The following is a 15,341-nucleotide window of genomic DNA, read 5'->3' on the forward strand; positions in this document are numbered from 1 at the left end:
CTTGCAACACTTTACGTTTTGACAGCTATTTTTGCGCGCATTTCCCCTCTAATCTACGAAGCGTTCTATCGTTCACGCCACACAGGAGGAACCGCAATGCACGCGCTCGCAGCAATGGCTAGCGCAGCCGGTGCCGTCGACCTCGATACTTTTCCCGCTTGGCTGAGGATCACCCACTTCATCAACTTCATCATGATGGGCTTCCTCATCCGCTCCGGCTGGGAGGTCCTCGCATCGCACCCACGTCTGTACTGGAACAATCACTGCACGCCCGGATCCGAGTGGCTCAAGTTCACGAAGGACAAGGTGTCGACCGTCCCCGGCGAGTTCACGGCGCGCGACGACCAGCGCAACCTCCACCCGCTGATCTCCCTGCCTGGACGCGGACAGATCGGCCTGGGCCGCGCGTGGCATGCGCTCGTCACGGCCATCTGGCTCGTCAACGGCTTCGTCTACGTTGCCCTCCTCTTCGGGACAGGCCAGTGGCGACGCATCGTCCCCACCTCGTGGTCTATCTTCCCCGAGGCCTGGGAGAGCGCGAAAATCTACATGGGCCTGCAGATTCCCTCTATCGAGCACTTCCAGCCCTATGACGCCCTCCAGAAGCTCATGTACTTCACGGTTGTCTTCATCGTCGCGCCCCTCATGATCGCGACCGGACCCATCATGTCCCCCACGTTCGCGGGACGCTTCCCCGGGTATGTCAAGATCTTCCGCAACCGCCAGACTGCTCGTTCCATCCACTTCCTCGGCATGGCGTTCTACTGCTTCTTCGTTGTCATGCATGTCGCGCTCGTCTTCATCGTGCACCCGACGTACAACATCGCGCACATGATGCTCGGCGAAAACTACGACGACATCTCGGCAGCGCAATTCGCTCAGGCTGTCACCATGCTGATTATCGGCATCGTCGTGGCCATCGCCCTGTGGATCGGAGCCTCCTACTGGTCCCTGTCGAACCTGCGCCGCACCCAGCGCTGGATCTGGGGTGCCACGCAGCCGATTCGAGCCCTCACGCTCGACCGCCTGAAGTCGCGTCAGGTCGCGAAGAAGACCTTCACCGAGGACGACATTTCCCCGTTCCACTGGGTCAACACGCGCCCGCCGACACAGGAGCAGTCCGAGGAGTACATCGCCCTGCGCGAAGACGACTTCAAAGACTTCCGACTCGAAATCGGAGGCCTGGTCGAGGAGGAAAAGTCTTTCTCCATCGATGAGCTGAAGGCCCTGGGTAAAGTCACGAACATTACGATGCACACCTGCATGCAGGGATGGACGGGCATCGCGAAGTGGGAGGGCATCCGCCTCAAGGACCTCCTCGAGCAGGTCACGCCCACGGAAGGCGCGCACTACCTGATGGCCACCTCATTCGGACACGTCGGACACACCTACGACGGGCGCCCGACCGAGCCCTACTACGAGTGCATCGACCCGTCGATGATCGACGACGACGAGTGCATCCTCGCCTGGGGCATGAACGACGAGCCTCTGCCCGAGGTCTACGGCGGCCCTCTACGCCTGCGCGCCGATTCCCAGCACGGCTACAAGATGGTCAAGTGGGTGCGCCGCCTGGAGTGGATCCACGACTACCACGACGTGGGCGACGGCCAGGGCGGCTCACGAGAGGATTCGGGCCTGCAGCACTACGACGCTCGCGCCTGATTCCCCCGCCTTCGAGCGGTACCACGCCTCCCTCCTCGTCTCCACGCATGCGAATGCGGGCGCGAGGTGAGAGGCGCGGTCTATGCGTACCTGCGGGCGATCGCCATGGCCTCGGGCACGTAGGAGCGCCCGAAGACGGCGCAGTGGATCATGATGATGTGCATCTGGTGGAGGGCGATGCGCTCTCGCCAGCCGTCCTCCAGGGGTGAGGCCTCGTTGTAGGCGGCGAGGATCCGCTCGTAGTGCGGGCAGCCGAAGACGGCGAGGGCCGCGAGGTCCTCCTCGGCGTGGCCGCCCTGCGCGGCGGGGTCGATGAGAACGGCGCCGCCCGGGGTCCACATGACGTTGCCGCTCCACAGGTCGCCGTGGGTGCGGGCGGCGCCGATGTTGTTGTGGCGGTTTTTCGCGTCTTCTACGAGGCACGGCTGGCCGTGGTCCAGCGCCCCCGATTCGAGGCGCTCGCAGAGTTTTTCGATGCGCGCGCGTTCTGTGGCCGTGAAGGTGCGGTCGTCGGCGTAGGGGGCGATGCGCTCGCGCGCGTAGAAGGCACCCCAGGATTTACCGTGGGACGAGGCCGGGGCCGGGCTCGGGTGGGCGGGTAGCGACAGGTGGGCCTCCCCCATCCAGCCATCCCCCTCGAAGCCGGGCGGCGGCGCACCCAGGTGGCTGGCGCCGGCGGCATGCGTGTGGGCGAGGGCGCGGCCGAAGTCTTCGGCCGCCTTGGGAGTTGGGGCGACGGAGACCAAGCGGTGCTCCTCGAGCCACGTCACGCCGTAATCGAGCACGGGCACGACGGCGGCCCCGGGGTCCGAGGCCTCGGCGAGCCACGCGAGCCCAGCCACCTCGTAGGCGATTCGCCCGCGGCGGCTATCCGCTTTCCTGATGGTGTCCATCGTGTGTGGCCTCCTGTCCACGTGGAAGCTGCGGCGCTCCCCCTGTTTGTGGCGCATCAGCGCGAGACGGCTCAACGATATCAAGGGTCGTTCGGGGCAGAGGCAACTCCTCCGACACGCAGCGTCGTTGCAGGTCGGCCAGCCAACAGCGCAGGTTAACGCTCGGAATAGCGGGTTCACGCGCAAACAACGCGCCCCATCAGCAGCCGATTTGCCCAAAACGCAGACCACCTCACCTACAAGAGCCCATTTTCAACGTATTTCACCGAGGTGGTCTGCGTTTTGGGCACCAACCCTCGTGAGTCATGGCTTGCACACCATTGATCGGGGGGAATTGCATCATTAGAGATCCGACACGCCGGCGACACGCCGATAGCCGCCTTCTAATGCTGCAAAACCCCCACGGCCGACGGCGCGGCAAGCACGCGAGGACAGACCTGGGCCCATGCGGATAGGTTGGCTGGATGCCTATAACCTATCCGCGTACGCAGCAGGTTTCGCCGATCTGGAGGGCAGCGGCACACGGGACGGCCTGGCCTCAGTGCCTGTGGAGGGGTTCGGGGCCTGATGACGGTGCCGGAGGGCGCGACAAAATTCGCCCTGCACGAGCCATACGTCCCCGCTTCCGGTACAAAAATCGCCCTGCACACCCCTCCTCATTGCATGTGCGGTATAAAACTCGCCCTGCTCGCTCGAAATGGCCCGTTTTGGCGAGTTTCGTGCGTGCAGGGCGAACTTTGTACCGCTTTGGCCACCAACAACCCGAGCAGGGCGAACTTTGTACCGCATACAAGGTGGATGCGGAGCCAGTCGACACAACCGCACACCAAGTGCCGCCGGTATGGAGGGTGCCGGAGGGACCGAAGGGCCAGACCGCGGTGCCCGTGAGCGGTGGCAGGGCCAGACCGCGGTCCCGGTGGGCGGTGGCGGGGCCTGGCCGGTCTTCGAGCCGACGCGCAACACCATCAGTACACCAGGTACCGCCGGTGTGAAGGGCGCCGGAGGGTCCGGAGGGCCAGGCTGCGGTGCCCATGGGCGGCGGCTGTGCCTGGCCTGGCTTCGAGACACCAGCTGCCGCCGGTGTGGAGGGCGCCGGATAGCCTGGCCGCGGTGCCGGTGGGTGGCGGCAGGGCCAGGGCGGGCCTCGAGATCGACCACTCCGAGCCGAAGGCTCGCGTGTGGCGATCTCGCGGGCGGGCCGCCGCCCACCGGCACATACAGCGGCCGGGCCCGACGGCGCCCGGAACACCAGCGGCGCCACGAGCAACACAACAACCCGGCACCGCACCAGCGCCCAGGCATACAAAAAACCGACATCCGGATCGGATGTCGGCCTGTGGTGGAGCTAGGGGGATTCGAACCCCCGACCTTCTCATTGCGAACGAGACGCGCTACCAACTGCGCCATAGCCCCAAGGACTCGAACAGCTTAGCACCATCACAATCAGCCATGCAAGCCGACCACCGCCGCGTGCGGCATGACACGGAGCCCACGCATACGACCGGGCCGCGAGCCCGGAGGCCCGCGGCGCGGCATCAGCAGCTGAGAGGTCCCCTACTGGGCGCGTCGCGCGTCCAGGACGGCATCCAGGTCGAGGGCGACGGCCTGGTCAGCAACGACCTCGGCGGTGGAGCGGGCACCCACCTGGGCGGTCTGGGCGATCGGGCGAGCTGGGACGGCGGCGGCGATGCGCGGGATGCCGCGCAGGTCGGTGTCGGCGTGGACGATACGGCCGCGGACGCGCTCACGCGACGCGTAGGTCGGGGCGGGGACGGGGACGACGGTCCAGGCGCGGGCCGGGGTGTCGGCCACCTCGACGACCTCGGGGACGTCGACGTTGAAAACGAGGGAGGGAACGGAGCCGGTCTGGGGTTCCGTGGCCTCGGCCACCTCGGTGACCTCTTCCGAGGAGGAGGAAGACGAAGCCTGAGGCTCCGCAGGGGCAGCGGCGGTGGCGCGGCCGGCACCGCGCACGTCGCCGCGCAGCTTGGTAAGGAGCTCGAGCTCGCGCTCGGATGCTTGCTGAGAGCGGACAGCCGCGACGCGGGAGGCCGCGAGGGAAGCCACGAGGGCGGCGGCGGGAATCGCGATCCACGCCCACGCGATGGAGGTCGCGGTGATGACGATGCCGAGAGCAACGGTTGCAAGGGCGCAGATGCCGGTGACGACCATGCGGCGACGTCCGGCTGCGCTTTCGGCGGCGAGGCGGGCGGCGCGGCGGGCGCGCAGCTTTGCGATGTCGCGAACCGCTTTGTTGTTGCGTCGGTCGATAACGGGGCGGCTACGTCCCGTGGTGCCCTGGTACATGCTGCCTCCGCTCGTCAATGCTCCCCGCGCCAGGATGGTTCCGCTGGCGTGGTCGCATGTGTCTAATTCTGTCTTATTCGTGTGGATGATGCGCAGTTTCGGCGAAAAACGGTCGATTTCACGAGACTGGACAATCGCTCGACGGCGTGCGACGAGTGACGGTACGGTCGCAAAAAGCGCGACGAATACCGCGACGATGACGAGTCCACCGATCTCCACCCCCTCAACGTACGGGCGTTTGGGGTGTCGGGCTTTGCGCGTTGGACGCGTGTCGGACTCTCAAACCTTTCGGTAAAAAGAGAAGATTCCCCAGGTGTCACACGTGTAACATCTGCCCCACGCGCAACGCCCAGCAGCCATAGAAACCGACTGACTCAGTCGATCGCCGAACTCCCCCAGCGGCGTCGCACGAGGCCACCCTCAGGCAGGGACTCAGCATCAATAAAGAACGCAACATGGTCCGCCCACTGGCCGCCGATGTGCATGAAGCGGGGGCGCAGGCCCTCCTCGACGAGACCGAGGCCTCGGCACACGCCCAAAGACCGCTCGTTCTCGGGACGCACGCACACCTCGACGCGATGCAGGCCCAGCTCGCCGACGACGAGGTCGAGGACAAGAGCAGCCACGAGGGACCCCAGGCCTCGTCCAGCCCACTCTGAGACGATCCAGTAGCCGAGCATGCCCGAGGACATCGCGCCCCAGTGCACGTTCGAGATGGAGAACTGACCCACGTAGCGATCATCGATCTGCACGCCAAAAATCAGAGCGTTGCCGTTCCGCTGATCGCGGTCTGCGCGGCGCACGTACTGGGAGAACGTCGGAATATGCTCGAGGGACTCCGGGGGCAGCGTTGCCTCCCAGGGGCGCAGCCAGTGCCCGTCGGCGCGACGCACGGCGTCCAGCGCACGATGCTCTTCGCCGTGAACGGGACGCACGACGAGCTCACGCGGATTCTCGCTTCCCTCCGGTCCGGGACGCAGGAAACCCCGGCCCACCGGATCAGCCACGCGCAGCGTGACCATCTCGATGTCGCGCCCCCACACGCACGTGCGCCGGCGGAAGAAACACCTCATTCGAGGACCAGGCACTGGAGGCTATCTCCCGCACGCACGGTGGTCACGTCCTCAGGCACGACCGCGAGGGCGTTGGAGTCCGCGAGCGCGGACAGCAGCAACGAGGCCGGGGTGCCCATGACGGCAGCGTTGTAGCCGGAGCGAGGGGAGCCGGTCAGGCGCACGCGCACGAACTCGCGGCGACCACGCGGGGAGTACCAGGAGCGGTCGATGGCGGCGCGCACGACGGGACGGTTGACGGCGGTCCAGCCCTGCATGTGGCGCAGCGCGGGGCGAACGAACACCTCGAAGCACACCTGGGCGGAGACGGGGTCACCGGGCAGGCAAACGATGGGAGTGCCGGGCTGACCGTCCTCGGCGCCGACGGTGCCCACACCCATGATGTGACCGGGCCATGCGGCGACGTTGTCGAAGCGAACCGTGCCGAGAGCACCGAGAACCTCGCGCACAGTGTCGCCGCTGCCGTAGGAGATGCCGCCGGTCGTCAGGATCAGGTCCGCGCGCACCAGCTGGTCCTCGATGGTTTCGCGCAGGCGGGCGCGTTCGTCCGGGACGGCGGCGACACGGAAGGTCTGTGCGCCGGCGTCAGCAACGGCCGTCGACAGGGCGTGACCGTTCGCGTCGAAGACGGTGCCGGGGCGGGCCTCACCACCGGGCTCGACGATCTCGTCGCCGATCGAGATGATGACGACGCGCGGGCGCGGGTGGACCAGCACGCGGTCGCGGCCCACGCCGGCGAGGAGAGCCATCTGGCGGGCACCGATACGCGTGCCGGAGCGCAGCACCGTGTCACCCTGCGCAACGTCCTCCGCGCGGCGGCGAATGTTCTCGCCGTTGGCGGGGGCCGTACGCAGGGCAACCTGGGCGATGCCGTGGTCCGTGAACTCGAGGGAGACCACGGCCTCGGCGCCCGAAGGCATGGGCGCACCGGACGCGATGCGGATCGCGGTGCCGGGCACGAGGGCCGCCGGGTCGACGGCGCCGGCGCGGATCTCCTCGGTGACGGGAAGCGTCACCGGCGACTCCAGGGTGGCTCCCTCACAGTCACGGATGCGAACGGCGTATCCGTCGCACGCCGACAGGTCGGCGACCGGGAGGTTAAAGGGGGCCTGCACGTCCTCTGCGAGCACACAGCTGACCGCGTCAGCGAGCTGAACGTCGAGCGGCGGCAGCGCGTGGGCAACGGCCATGCAGTCCTGGTAGAAGTCGGCAACGCTTCGCATAGTTGTTAGTCCTCGAGCTTGGAGCGCAGGAACTCCTTGAGTTCCGCTCCAAGCGCCGGGTCCTCAAGGGCGAGCGTGACGTTAGCTTCGAGGTAGCCGAGTTTGTCCCCGGTATCGAAGCGTCGCTCGTCGATGACTACACCGTACAACCCCCCACCCTCTTCTTCGGGGAGGTCGATCATGCGCGCGTACCCATCTGTGAGCTGATACTCACCGCCGGCGCCCGGTTCGATGTTCTCGAGGGCCGTGAACACAGCCGGGTCGAGCAGGTAGCGGCCGACGACCGCGTACTCGGACTTGACCTCTTCGAGCGGGGGCTTCTCGGTGACGTCGGTGATGCGCATGAGCTGACCTTCTTCGAGGTCGACACCCTCGGGGATCGGCAGGACCTCGACGGCGGTCGAGGCGTAGGCCGTGGCCTGCTCGGGGGTGACCTTCAGCAGGGCGACGACGGTGCCGCCCAGGGCACCTCGCACCTGGATCATCTTGCGCAGCAGCTGCGAGCCGGGCTCCATGAGGTCGTCGGGCAGCAGGACCGCGCAGGGGGCGTCGCCCACGTGGGACTTGGCCTGCAGGATCGCGTGGCCGAGGCCGAGGGGGTGGCCCTGGCGCACGGAATGGACGCGCGCGTACTTCTTGTACTCGTTGACGTACTCGAGGGCCTTTTCCTTGCCGGCCTTCTCGAGGTCGGCCTCGAGGCCGGGTTCGGCGTCGAAGTAGTCTTCGATCGACTGCTTGCCGGCGCGGGTCACGAAGAGAATGTCTTCGATGCCGGCATCCGTGGCCTCGCGCACGATGTACTCGATCGAGGGCCGGTCGACGACGGGCAACATTTCCTTGGGCACGGACTTCGTGATGGGCAGGAAGCGGGTTCCGCGACCGGCCGAGGGAACGACAGCGTGCACTACTGGCTGGTTTTTATCTGACATACTTCACAGAGTAGCGAAGAAACCGCCCAAGAGGGAGACGATGGCCACAAAAACAACTCTCCGCGCGGAGGTGCGTGGCAGGCGCCGCGCCCGGCGCGCTGGCATGCCCGCACTCGAGGCCCCTGTCACCTCGGAATTCAGTCCCTCCCCTATTCCCGTGCGCGACCGCGCCGAAGCAGAGGGAATCGCTCGCCAGATCCGCGCCCTAGCCTCGTCGATGGGCGGAGTCACCCTGCCCGCGCTCTTCGCCCCCACCCCCCTCGAACCCGACATGTCCCTCGCGCTCGGATTATTCCCCCGCGCGCTCCTGCCCGTCCTCCTCGACGAGGCCGGGGCTCCCCTCGGCGAACCGCGCTGGGGATTGTGGGAGGCGGGCCGGGCGTTGGTGACGCTTGGGCGACCTCCCGCTCAGCCGGACGGCGAGGCGCGGGGCGCGGAGTCGCTCAAGGAGGCGGATCTGATTGTTATTCCGGCGCTCGCCGCATCCGCGGACGGGACTCGCCTCGGCCAGGGCGGAGGCTGGTATGACCGCGCGCTCGTGCACCGCCGCCCCGGCACCCCGGTCGTTGCGGCGATTTTTGACGACGAGGTACTGGAGGCCGGAGTAATTCCTGCGGAGCCTCACGACGTTCCCGTCGATGCGATCATCACGCCGACACGCACGATTGCAACAAACGTCCGATCGGCCTTTTTCCAGCGTTTTTCCTGCTAACCGCTACGCCAACGGCCGTTTGTCACATACCTCTCACACCGGACTTTTCGGCCTAAATCTGCACCTCGCTGACCGAATTACAAAAAGTGCGACGAACATTACTCCCTAATCACTGTTCGTAAGACGAAAGTCCCCACTAGTGTTTTCAACGGTAAACGAGCGCCGACGCGGCGCGCGCTCCCCGGCGGCACAGAGCCGCCACGCCGAGGCACTTCGGCGATTCAGACTTGCCGGCCCGGCCGGCCTCATTCAACACAGGAGAAGCCATGCTCAAGGGTTTCAAGGAATTCATCTCTCGCGGTAACGTCGTCGAGCTCGCCGTCGGTGTCATCATCGGTGCCGCCTTCAAGAACATCGTCGACGCCCTGGTCGACGGCATCATCAACCCGCTGATCGCGGCCGTCATCGGCAAGCCCGATTTCTCGGACGCCTTCATCCTCACCCTGAACGGTAGCGACGTGAAGTTCGGCCTGCTGATCACCGCCGTCATCAACTTCATCCTCATGGCCTTCGCGATCTACTTCTGCATCGTGGTGCCCATGAACGCCCTCAACGCCCGCCGCCAGAAGGCTGCGGACGAGGCTCCCGAGCCCGAGGCCTCCGACGAGGTCAAGCTCCTCACGGAGATCCGCGACGCCCTCGCCCAGGGCACGCCGCGCCACTGAGCATCTGATCCCTCCTCGTGAGGGACGCGGGGCCGATGCGATTGCATCGGCCCCGCCTTTTTGTATCACTACGTGCGAGCACCGCCCGGCCACCCCGGCTCTCTCCCTCCCTCCCCTGCTGCGCCGCGGCACCCCATCACGCACACTTCCCCTCAAATCTCGCACATAATTCACCCCGGTCACTTTTGAGCACCTCAAGAAAACGTTGCAATTGCAACGACATTATTTCAATAGCTGAAATAGCCTGCGAGGAATTACGTGCGAGATTGGTGGGAACGACGTGATCGAGCGAGGAGCCACTCCACAGGCCCCCGCACGAACATCTATCGGGCAGCGCTGCCCGGATAACGCACCTATCCGGATAGGTAAACAACATCCGGATAGGTAATGAAGATCCGGATAGCTTAATAACCTATCCAGATGTGCACAACCTATCCGGATGCGCACAACCTATCCGGATGCGCACAACCTATCCGGACACCCGCGTCTACGCCACCCCTACACACGCGCCTGCGCGTGCGGCGGCACGTTCTCGAGCAGCCGCGCATCGTTAGCGCCGTCGCCCCGGTCGGGGGCGTCAGCCATGGAGCCGGGGCGCGTATCCTCGGGGCGTACGCGATCCTCCCAGGAGGGCGGCAAGCCCTCCTCAATGAGGCGGCGGTCCACGTCGGACACGTAGCGGGCGACGCGGCGACGCTTGCGCGGCGTCGGCTCACTCATCGGAGGAATCCTCCGGCTGCGCGTCCTCGGAGGCCGAGGCCTCGTCAGATTCCTGCGCGCTCACCGTGGGCTTCGTGCGGCGCACGACGTTGCCCAGGACCGCGTCGGATTGGAAGCCGCGTCGCGTGATGCCCAGGGCCTCGCGCAGCTCTTCGGCGGTCTCCAGGTCGGTGCGCTCGACGCTGTCGGAACGCACCCAGGCGGCCATCTCGTCGAGCTGGTCGTCGGAGTAGGCGGCCAGCGGCAGGCCCTTGGCGATCGCGGGGCGAGGCCCACGGTTCTCCTCGGAGGCGCGCTCCTTGCGCTTGATGGCGAGCAGCATGCCGGTGGTGTCTTCGTCGGCCTTCTTGCGACGCTTAGACTCCTCGTCGAGGCCGTCGTCCAGCATCGGCATGCGCGGGGAGGCCGAAGCATCCGAGGCGTCATCCGCCACCTCGGCACCGTCACCTTCATCAGAGGAAGCCTCTTCCGCGCGCTCTTCCACGCGCTCGTCCGCGGCCTCGTCATCGGAGATGCGTTCGGGGACCTCGACGACGGGCTCTTCCTCGGTGGCGCGCAGCTTCTCGAGTGCGTCCAGGACGGCGTCCACGATCACGGATGCTTCCTTCTCCGGGTCGATGAACAGCGCCATCGACAGAGCCGTGTACACGGCCCAGCCCTGCTCCTCGAGCCAACGGGGACGTGCACGATCACGCACGCGCTGACTGGGCTCCGACAGGTACTCCTCGTCGTCCGTAAGCACAGCGAGGAGCAGCCGCCCCGGAGACTCCGGGTGACCGATCGCGAGCGGGATCCGCATACCGCCGGGAATACCGACGTTGGCGACGACCTCGAGCCCGCGCGAGTACAGGTGCTCGGCCAGGTCGACGAGCAGGCGGTCCGGCTCGCCGGCCAGGACCGGCCACGCGTCCATCCCCTCACCGGCGTGCCCTTCGGCAATCTCGATGAGGTCCACAAGCATGCGCGAACCCGCGTGACCGAGGCGATCTCGGTCGATCTCTTCACTGTGGAGCGCGCACACGAGCGTCAGGTCCCCGCGCACCGCGCGCAGGATCTCGGCGAGAGTATCCGCGCCGGCCTCGCTGGAGAGGACACCAAAGTCGTGGATGACGCGCCCGTGCGGGGTCTTCGCAAAGCCGACGGAGACGATCAGCGACTCGCGCGTCAGGCCGACGGCCTCGGAGGGGCCGACAACCACGAAGGGCTCGGGCGTCGCGGGGTCAAAGAACGAGGCCAGACCCGGTTCTTCGGCGCGCACGCTCTCCAGGGCGTCGCGGATACGCCCGGCGTGGCGGTCGGACAGGGCGACGACGGCGAGAGAGCGCTCGGGGGACTCCACCGCATGCTCGATGACGGCGTCGACGACGGCCCGCACTTCGGCGGCCGTCGATTCAATCGCGTGCGCACCCGGGGCGGGCATGCCCGTCGCCTCAACCCAGCGGGCCGACACCGGCGCATTCGCAGCAGTCCACGGCACGGGAATACCTGCATGCTCGTAGCCGTAGCGGGCCAGCAGCAGGGCAACCTGGTCGTTGAGGCGACGCGGGCCGGGCTCGACGTGCAGGAGCGGCAGGACGTCAGCCAGTTCTCGGGTCGCACCACCCTCAGAGGCCGCAGCCAGATCGTCGATGACCACCAGCTGGTGACCGCGCGCAATAATCGGCGCGAGCTCGGCCAGGGACAGACCGTCCGCTCCGTCGAGGACGACAAGGTCGACAGTGCGTCCCGTGGGTGCCAGGGTGGGGACCATCGAGGGAACCGTCATAAGAACGGGCAGCAGGTGTCGCACCAGCGGGTAGGTGACGAGGAGATCAAGATCGCTGGGCGTCTTCCCGTCGGCCAGGATTCCGCGCAGCTCCTCGTACTGGCTCGGACGCGCGGCAAGGGCGTTCGTGCGAATACGCCGCACGCCCGTGATGGCCTGCGGGACCAGCGACGCCACCTGCTCCTCGTCCAGCTCGCGCCCCTCGCGGGCGAGATCCTCGAGCGCGGCAGGATCGACACCGCCCAGGGCGGGCTGAGCGGCGAGCATGGCGCGCAGCAGCGAGGCCCACCACGCGAGGTCGAGCTCGGTGTCAATCGCGCTGTCATCGACGTTGCGATCGACGAGGTCCTGGGCCAGCTTGTCGAGGCCGCGGGCGGCAAGGCGCTCGCGCATCTGAAGGCGCGCGGGCACCTCCCGGGCGGCGGAGGTGTCGCCAGCCCAGCGCTCAATGAGCGTGGTCAGGCGCTGCAGGTGGGTGCCCACCAGGTCCGGCTCCTCGGCGGCGAACACGGGCGCGATCGCGTCAAGGTCGTCGCGCACCGCGTCGGTCAGGGCCGAGATTTCACCGATCTTTGCCGGGAGAATGGGCCACGACTCCTCGCCGCACACCGCACACCACGCGTCGCGGCGCTCCTGGACACGGATGAGGGCGCGGTGCAGGTCGGGAACGTGCACGCCGGGACGCACGAGGTCCTGGGCTTGCTTGACGAGGCGGTTGCGCTCCGACCGTCCCATCGAAATGTCGTGTTCCTTGCGCCACTGCTTGGGGGCGGTTGCAATGACCATGTCGGCTGCACTGCGCTCGAATACGCGCGGCTGGAAGACGTCAAGGACATCTGCGATGCCATCGAACATGGCAAGCTGGCGGTCCCACTGCGCCAGAGTTCCGGCGGGCTTAATACCGGCCTCACCGGCAACAGAAGCGATGTGGACACGCAGTTCGGGCAGGGACTTGGAGAGTCGGTCAACGCGCAGCAGCACGTCCGACGCCTGCTCGTCGGAGGTCAGGATCGCATTGCCCCACGCGGACGAGGAGGAACCCGAGAGTGTGCCGGAGGCGATGGCCTCGCGCAGGAGTGCTCGGGCACTCTCACCCTGGTCCACGGCAATGTCGTAGAGGGTCTCTTCGGAGAGGCGAACGCGCGTCGTGGGTGCGTTCTCACCGCTCGTCAAGTCCGTCAGAGCGCGCAGGGCATCGGCCGCGCAGACCCCGAAGCGGCCGTATGGCTCGTGCAGGGCGACGGCGTAGGAGGACAGCGCAGAGCGAACCTGCCGCAGGCGGGCACGCATCGTGTCCACACTCTCCTGGTCAACGACAGGGGAGGTATCATCCATGGCGCTCGACACGCGAGCCGCCAGAGTGCGCCGGGCATCGGAGTAGCCGTCGATGTTCGCGACGACGTCAGCCAGACCGAGGTCGGAGAGGCGCGTGTACGCGGCGATCGAGCGCGAGGGCGACGTCGACACATGCAGGACGGAACGGCCCGTCGCGGCCGCATCAGCGAGAATCGCCGCGACCACGGAGGCGTCGTCACTGTGGGCCGGAATGTCAACGAAGACACTATGTCCGTCGGAGGCCGCTTCGACGGCGTCCTGCTGGACGGGGATGAGGTCGCCAACACCCTTTTCCGCCCACGGGTCACGGTCGCAGGGGTTGGGCTCGTGCGCGTCGGCGCGCAGATCATTGCGAGCGTCCTGGTCGCCCGCGAGCGCGCGAATGACAGCAGAATCTTCGAGCGCGGTCACGTCTTCACGGAGGCTGGCTGCAAGCGCGGCTGCGGGGTGACAGAACAGGCCGATGACGAGCTCGTCACGGATATCGAAGCGCGGCAGCGCGGAGCATAGGTCGCGCAGAGCATTCATTGCCTGCGAGGAGGAGAAACCGTGGGTTCCACTGGCTTTGGCCAGCACAGTCTCACCGTCCACATCGACTCCGTGCTCGCGCAGGGCGTCGCTGAGTTCGGGGGCGAGAATGGCTCCTCGGCCCAGGGCGATAAGGACGTCGTCATCGCGGCGCACGAGGCGCACAGGGCGCAGCAGCGCGGGCACGGTCACCGCGTCGATTCCCGCGCCCCACGAGGCGGTCCCGATCCCCAGGTGGATGGGGCCGGTGCCGTGGGCGCTGGCGCGCTGCTCGGATCGGGCGATGATCGCTCGCGCACGCTCGAGAGCGCGACCCAGCGCGATGGGTTCGCGGATGAGGAGGCTCAGGCGGACGGGGTGTTCCGTGTAGAGCTGGGCGAGGCCTCCGGGGTGCGCGCCGGACAGGGACAGCGTCGGCAGCGACGTGGAGTCTGCGGCGATGTCCTGGTCGAGGCGTGAGCGCCACTTCTCGCGCGCAGAGCCGACGAGGGTGGTCGGGTGCGTCGAGGTGGACGAGGCCTCGGGGGCCTCGGGCTCAGGGGCGGAACGGCGCGAAAAGATACTAGGAACCACGATTTAACCCTACGGCAGCACCGCCCTCTTATGTGACGCGGCGCGCCCGGAGGAGGTCGACAACGGAAATGGTCACAACGGCGCCGACGATAAGTACCATGCCAACGATGTCGATGCCCGTGTAGGAGCTTCCCATAACAAGGGCGGAAAAGGCGGTCGCAGCGATGGGCTCGAGGCTCCCGATGAGCGACGCCTTGACTGGCCCAATGCGGTCCACGCCCCACAGGTAGGCAGTGAAGGCGACGGCGGTGCCGAGGACGACGGTGATGAACATGGCGAGCACGACGTCGGGCGTCCAGGTGATGTCAAATCGCCACACCCGACCGACCAGGCCAACGCACGCACCCGCGATCAGCAGGCCGTATGCCACGACGACGTCCGCACCGTAGGCGGCAATGAGCCGAGCGGGAAGCAGCGTGTAGGTCGCCAGCGTGAGCGCGGCGACGGCTCCCCAGGCGAGAGCGGTGGGCGTAATGACGAGGGAGTCCAGCGACCCGTGCGTGCACAGCAGGAAGGTGCCGGTCACGGCGAGGACGATGGCGATCACCTCGGAGGCACGCGGCCATCGCCTGTGGGTGAGGCACACCCAGACGACGATGAGGATGAGGCCCAGGTACTCAAGGACGGTGCCGGTGCCCGCGTTCGACGCGCGAATCACCCCCATGTAGGTGATCTGACAGGCCGCAAGCCCAAAAAACGCGTAGATCACGAGGTCTCGCCAGTTGCGCGGCGTAGACACCAATTCTCGATGACGAGCGGATACCCCGCGCGAGCGCGCGAGAACGTAAACGAGTGCGAGGATGCCCGAGACGAACATGCGGAAAAAGCTGATGAGGGTCAGCTCGATGCCGTGATGCTCCATGAGGTAGTCGGCGGAGACACCAGAGGCGCCCCAGCACAGGGCAGCCACGACGGTCACGAGATACCCGAGAGCGTTGCGCATGGCGTCCTTCTAC

The 15,341-nt window shown here is 66.8% G+C and carries 11 protein-coding genes and 1 tRNA gene; 3 read left to right on the top strand and 9 right to left on the bottom strand.

Annotated elements, in window-relative coordinates:
• The first annotated feature begins 96 nt into the window (after positions 1-96).
• The gene (locus CYJ22_RS02750; RefSeq protein WP_101600887.1) at positions 97-1,662 is read left to right on the top strand and encodes a molybdopterin-dependent oxidoreductase; all 1,566 of its coding nucleotides are present in this window, start codon (positions 97-99) and stop codon (positions 1,660-1,662) included.
• Between the two features lie 80 nt (positions 1,663-1,742).
• On the opposite strand, the gene CYJ22_RS02755 is transcribed toward CYJ22_RS02750, so the two are convergent.
• The 6 genes from CYJ22_RS02755 to CYJ22_RS02780 all read right to left on the bottom strand — a co-directional run bounded on the left by CYJ22_RS02755 (position 1,743) and on the right by CYJ22_RS02780 (position 8,087).
• Positions 1,743-2,555: a fructosamine kinase family protein gene (locus CYJ22_RS02755; RefSeq protein WP_101600889.1), complete on the bottom strand. Its 813-nt coding sequence runs from the start codon at positions 2,553-2,555 to the stop codon at positions 1,743-1,745.
• A 1,337-nt stretch (positions 2,556-3,892) separates the two neighbouring features.
• A tRNA-Ala gene (locus CYJ22_RS02760) sits at positions 3,893-3,968 on the bottom strand.
• Positions 3,969-4,109: 141 nt separating this feature from the next.
• The gene (locus tag CYJ22_RS02765; RefSeq protein WP_101600891.1) at positions 4,110-5,081 is read right to left on the bottom strand and encodes a hypothetical protein; all 972 of its coding nucleotides are present in this window, start codon (positions 5,079-5,081) and stop codon (positions 4,110-4,112) included.
• Between the two features lie 155 nt (positions 5,082-5,236).
• The gene (locus CYJ22_RS02770) at positions 5,237-5,935 is read right to left on the bottom strand and encodes a GNAT family N-acetyltransferase (RefSeq protein ID WP_101600893.1); all 699 of its coding nucleotides are present in this window, start codon (positions 5,933-5,935) and stop codon (positions 5,237-5,239) included.
• Positions 5,932-7,158 (bottom strand): molybdopterin molybdotransferase MoeA, encoded by a 1,227-nt coding sequence (locus CYJ22_RS02775; RefSeq protein ID WP_101600895.1) that lies wholly within the window; start codon positions 7,156-7,158, stop codon positions 5,932-5,934. The genes CYJ22_RS02770 and CYJ22_RS02775 overlap by 4 nt, the downstream gene beginning before the upstream one ends.
• Positions 7,159-7,163: 5 nt before the next feature.
• The gene (locus CYJ22_RS02780; RefSeq protein ID WP_016460371.1) at positions 7,164-8,087 is read right to left on the bottom strand and encodes a UTP--glucose-1-phosphate uridylyltransferase; all 924 of its coding nucleotides are present in this window, start codon (positions 8,085-8,087) and stop codon (positions 7,164-7,166) included.
• A 40-nt stretch (positions 8,088-8,127) separates the two neighbouring features.
• Between CYJ22_RS02780 and CYJ22_RS02785 the strand changes: the two genes are divergently transcribed.
• Positions 8,128-8,799, top strand: a complete 672-nt coding sequence (locus CYJ22_RS02785) for a 5-formyltetrahydrofolate cyclo-ligase (RefSeq protein WP_034496654.1) — start codon at positions 8,128-8,130, stop codon at positions 8,797-8,799.
• A 266-nt stretch (positions 8,800-9,065) separates the two neighbouring features.
• Entirely contained in the window at positions 9,066-9,464 is a 399-nt protein-coding gene (gene mscL / locus CYJ22_RS02790) for a large conductance mechanosensitive channel protein MscL (RefSeq protein WP_007588999.1), read from the top strand.
• Between the two features lie 498 nt (positions 9,465-9,962).
• Here the strand turns inward: mscL and CYJ22_RS02795 are convergent, their stop codons facing one another.
• The 3 genes from CYJ22_RS02795 to CYJ22_RS02805 are packed head-to-tail and all read right to left on the bottom strand — an operon-like array spanning position 9,963 to position 15,328.
• Positions 9,963-10,184 (bottom strand): toxin, encoded by a 222-nt coding sequence (locus CYJ22_RS02795; RefSeq protein ID WP_070835923.1) that lies wholly within the window; start codon positions 10,182-10,184, stop codon positions 9,963-9,965.
• The gene (locus tag CYJ22_RS02800; RefSeq protein ID WP_101600897.1) at positions 10,177-14,385 is read right to left on the bottom strand and encodes a prevent-host-death family protein; all 4,209 of its coding nucleotides are present in this window, start codon (positions 14,383-14,385) and stop codon (positions 10,177-10,179) included. Before CYJ22_RS02800 ends, CYJ22_RS02795 begins: the two co-directional genes overlap by 8 nt.
• A 28-nt stretch (positions 14,386-14,413) precedes the next feature.
• Entirely contained in the window at positions 14,414-15,328 is a 915-nt protein-coding gene (locus CYJ22_RS02805) for a DMT family transporter (protein WP_101600900.1), read from the bottom strand.
• Positions 15,329-15,341 lie beyond the last annotated feature (13 nt).

It is taken from the genome of Schaalia odontolytica (assembly GCF_002847525.1).
Classification (GTDB): domain Bacteria; phylum Actinomycetota; class Actinomycetes; order Actinomycetales; family Actinomycetaceae; genus Pauljensenia; species Pauljensenia odontolytica_B.

Excerpts from the sequence above, each read along its gene's own strand:
- CYJ22_RS02750 (WP_101600887.1), top strand. The coding sequence starts at position 97 with ATGCACGCGCTCGCAGCAATGGCTAGCGCAGCCGGTGCCGTCGACCTC.
- CYJ22_RS02755 (WP_101600889.1), bottom strand. The coding sequence starts at position 2,555 with ATGGACACCATCAGGAAAGCGGATAGCCGCCGCGGGCGAATCGCCTAC.
- CYJ22_RS02770 (WP_101600893.1), bottom strand. The coding sequence starts at position 5,935 with ATGAGGTGTTTCTTCCGCCGGCGCACGTGCGTGTGGGGGCGCGACATC.
- CYJ22_RS02775 (WP_101600895.1), bottom strand. The coding sequence starts at position 7,158 with ATGCGAAGCGTTGCCGACTTCTACCAGGACTGCATGGCCGTTGCCCAC.
- CYJ22_RS02780 (WP_016460371.1), bottom strand. The coding sequence starts at position 8,087 with ATGTCAGATAAAAACCAGCCAGTAGTGCACGCTGTCGTTCCCTCGGCC.
- CYJ22_RS02785 (WP_034496654.1), top strand. The coding sequence starts at position 8,128 with ATGGCCACAAAAACAACTCTCCGCGCGGAGGTGCGTGGCAGGCGCCGC.
- mscL (WP_007588999.1), top strand. The coding sequence starts at position 9,066 with ATGCTCAAGGGTTTCAAGGAATTCATCTCTCGCGGTAACGTCGTCGAG.
- CYJ22_RS02795 (WP_070835923.1), bottom strand. The coding sequence starts at position 10,184 with ATGAGTGAGCCGACGCCGCGCAAGCGTCGCCGCGTCGCCCGCTACGTG.
- CYJ22_RS02805 (WP_101600900.1), bottom strand. The coding sequence starts at position 15,328 with ATGCGCAACGCTCTCGGGTATCTCGTGACCGTCGTGGCTGCCCTGTGC.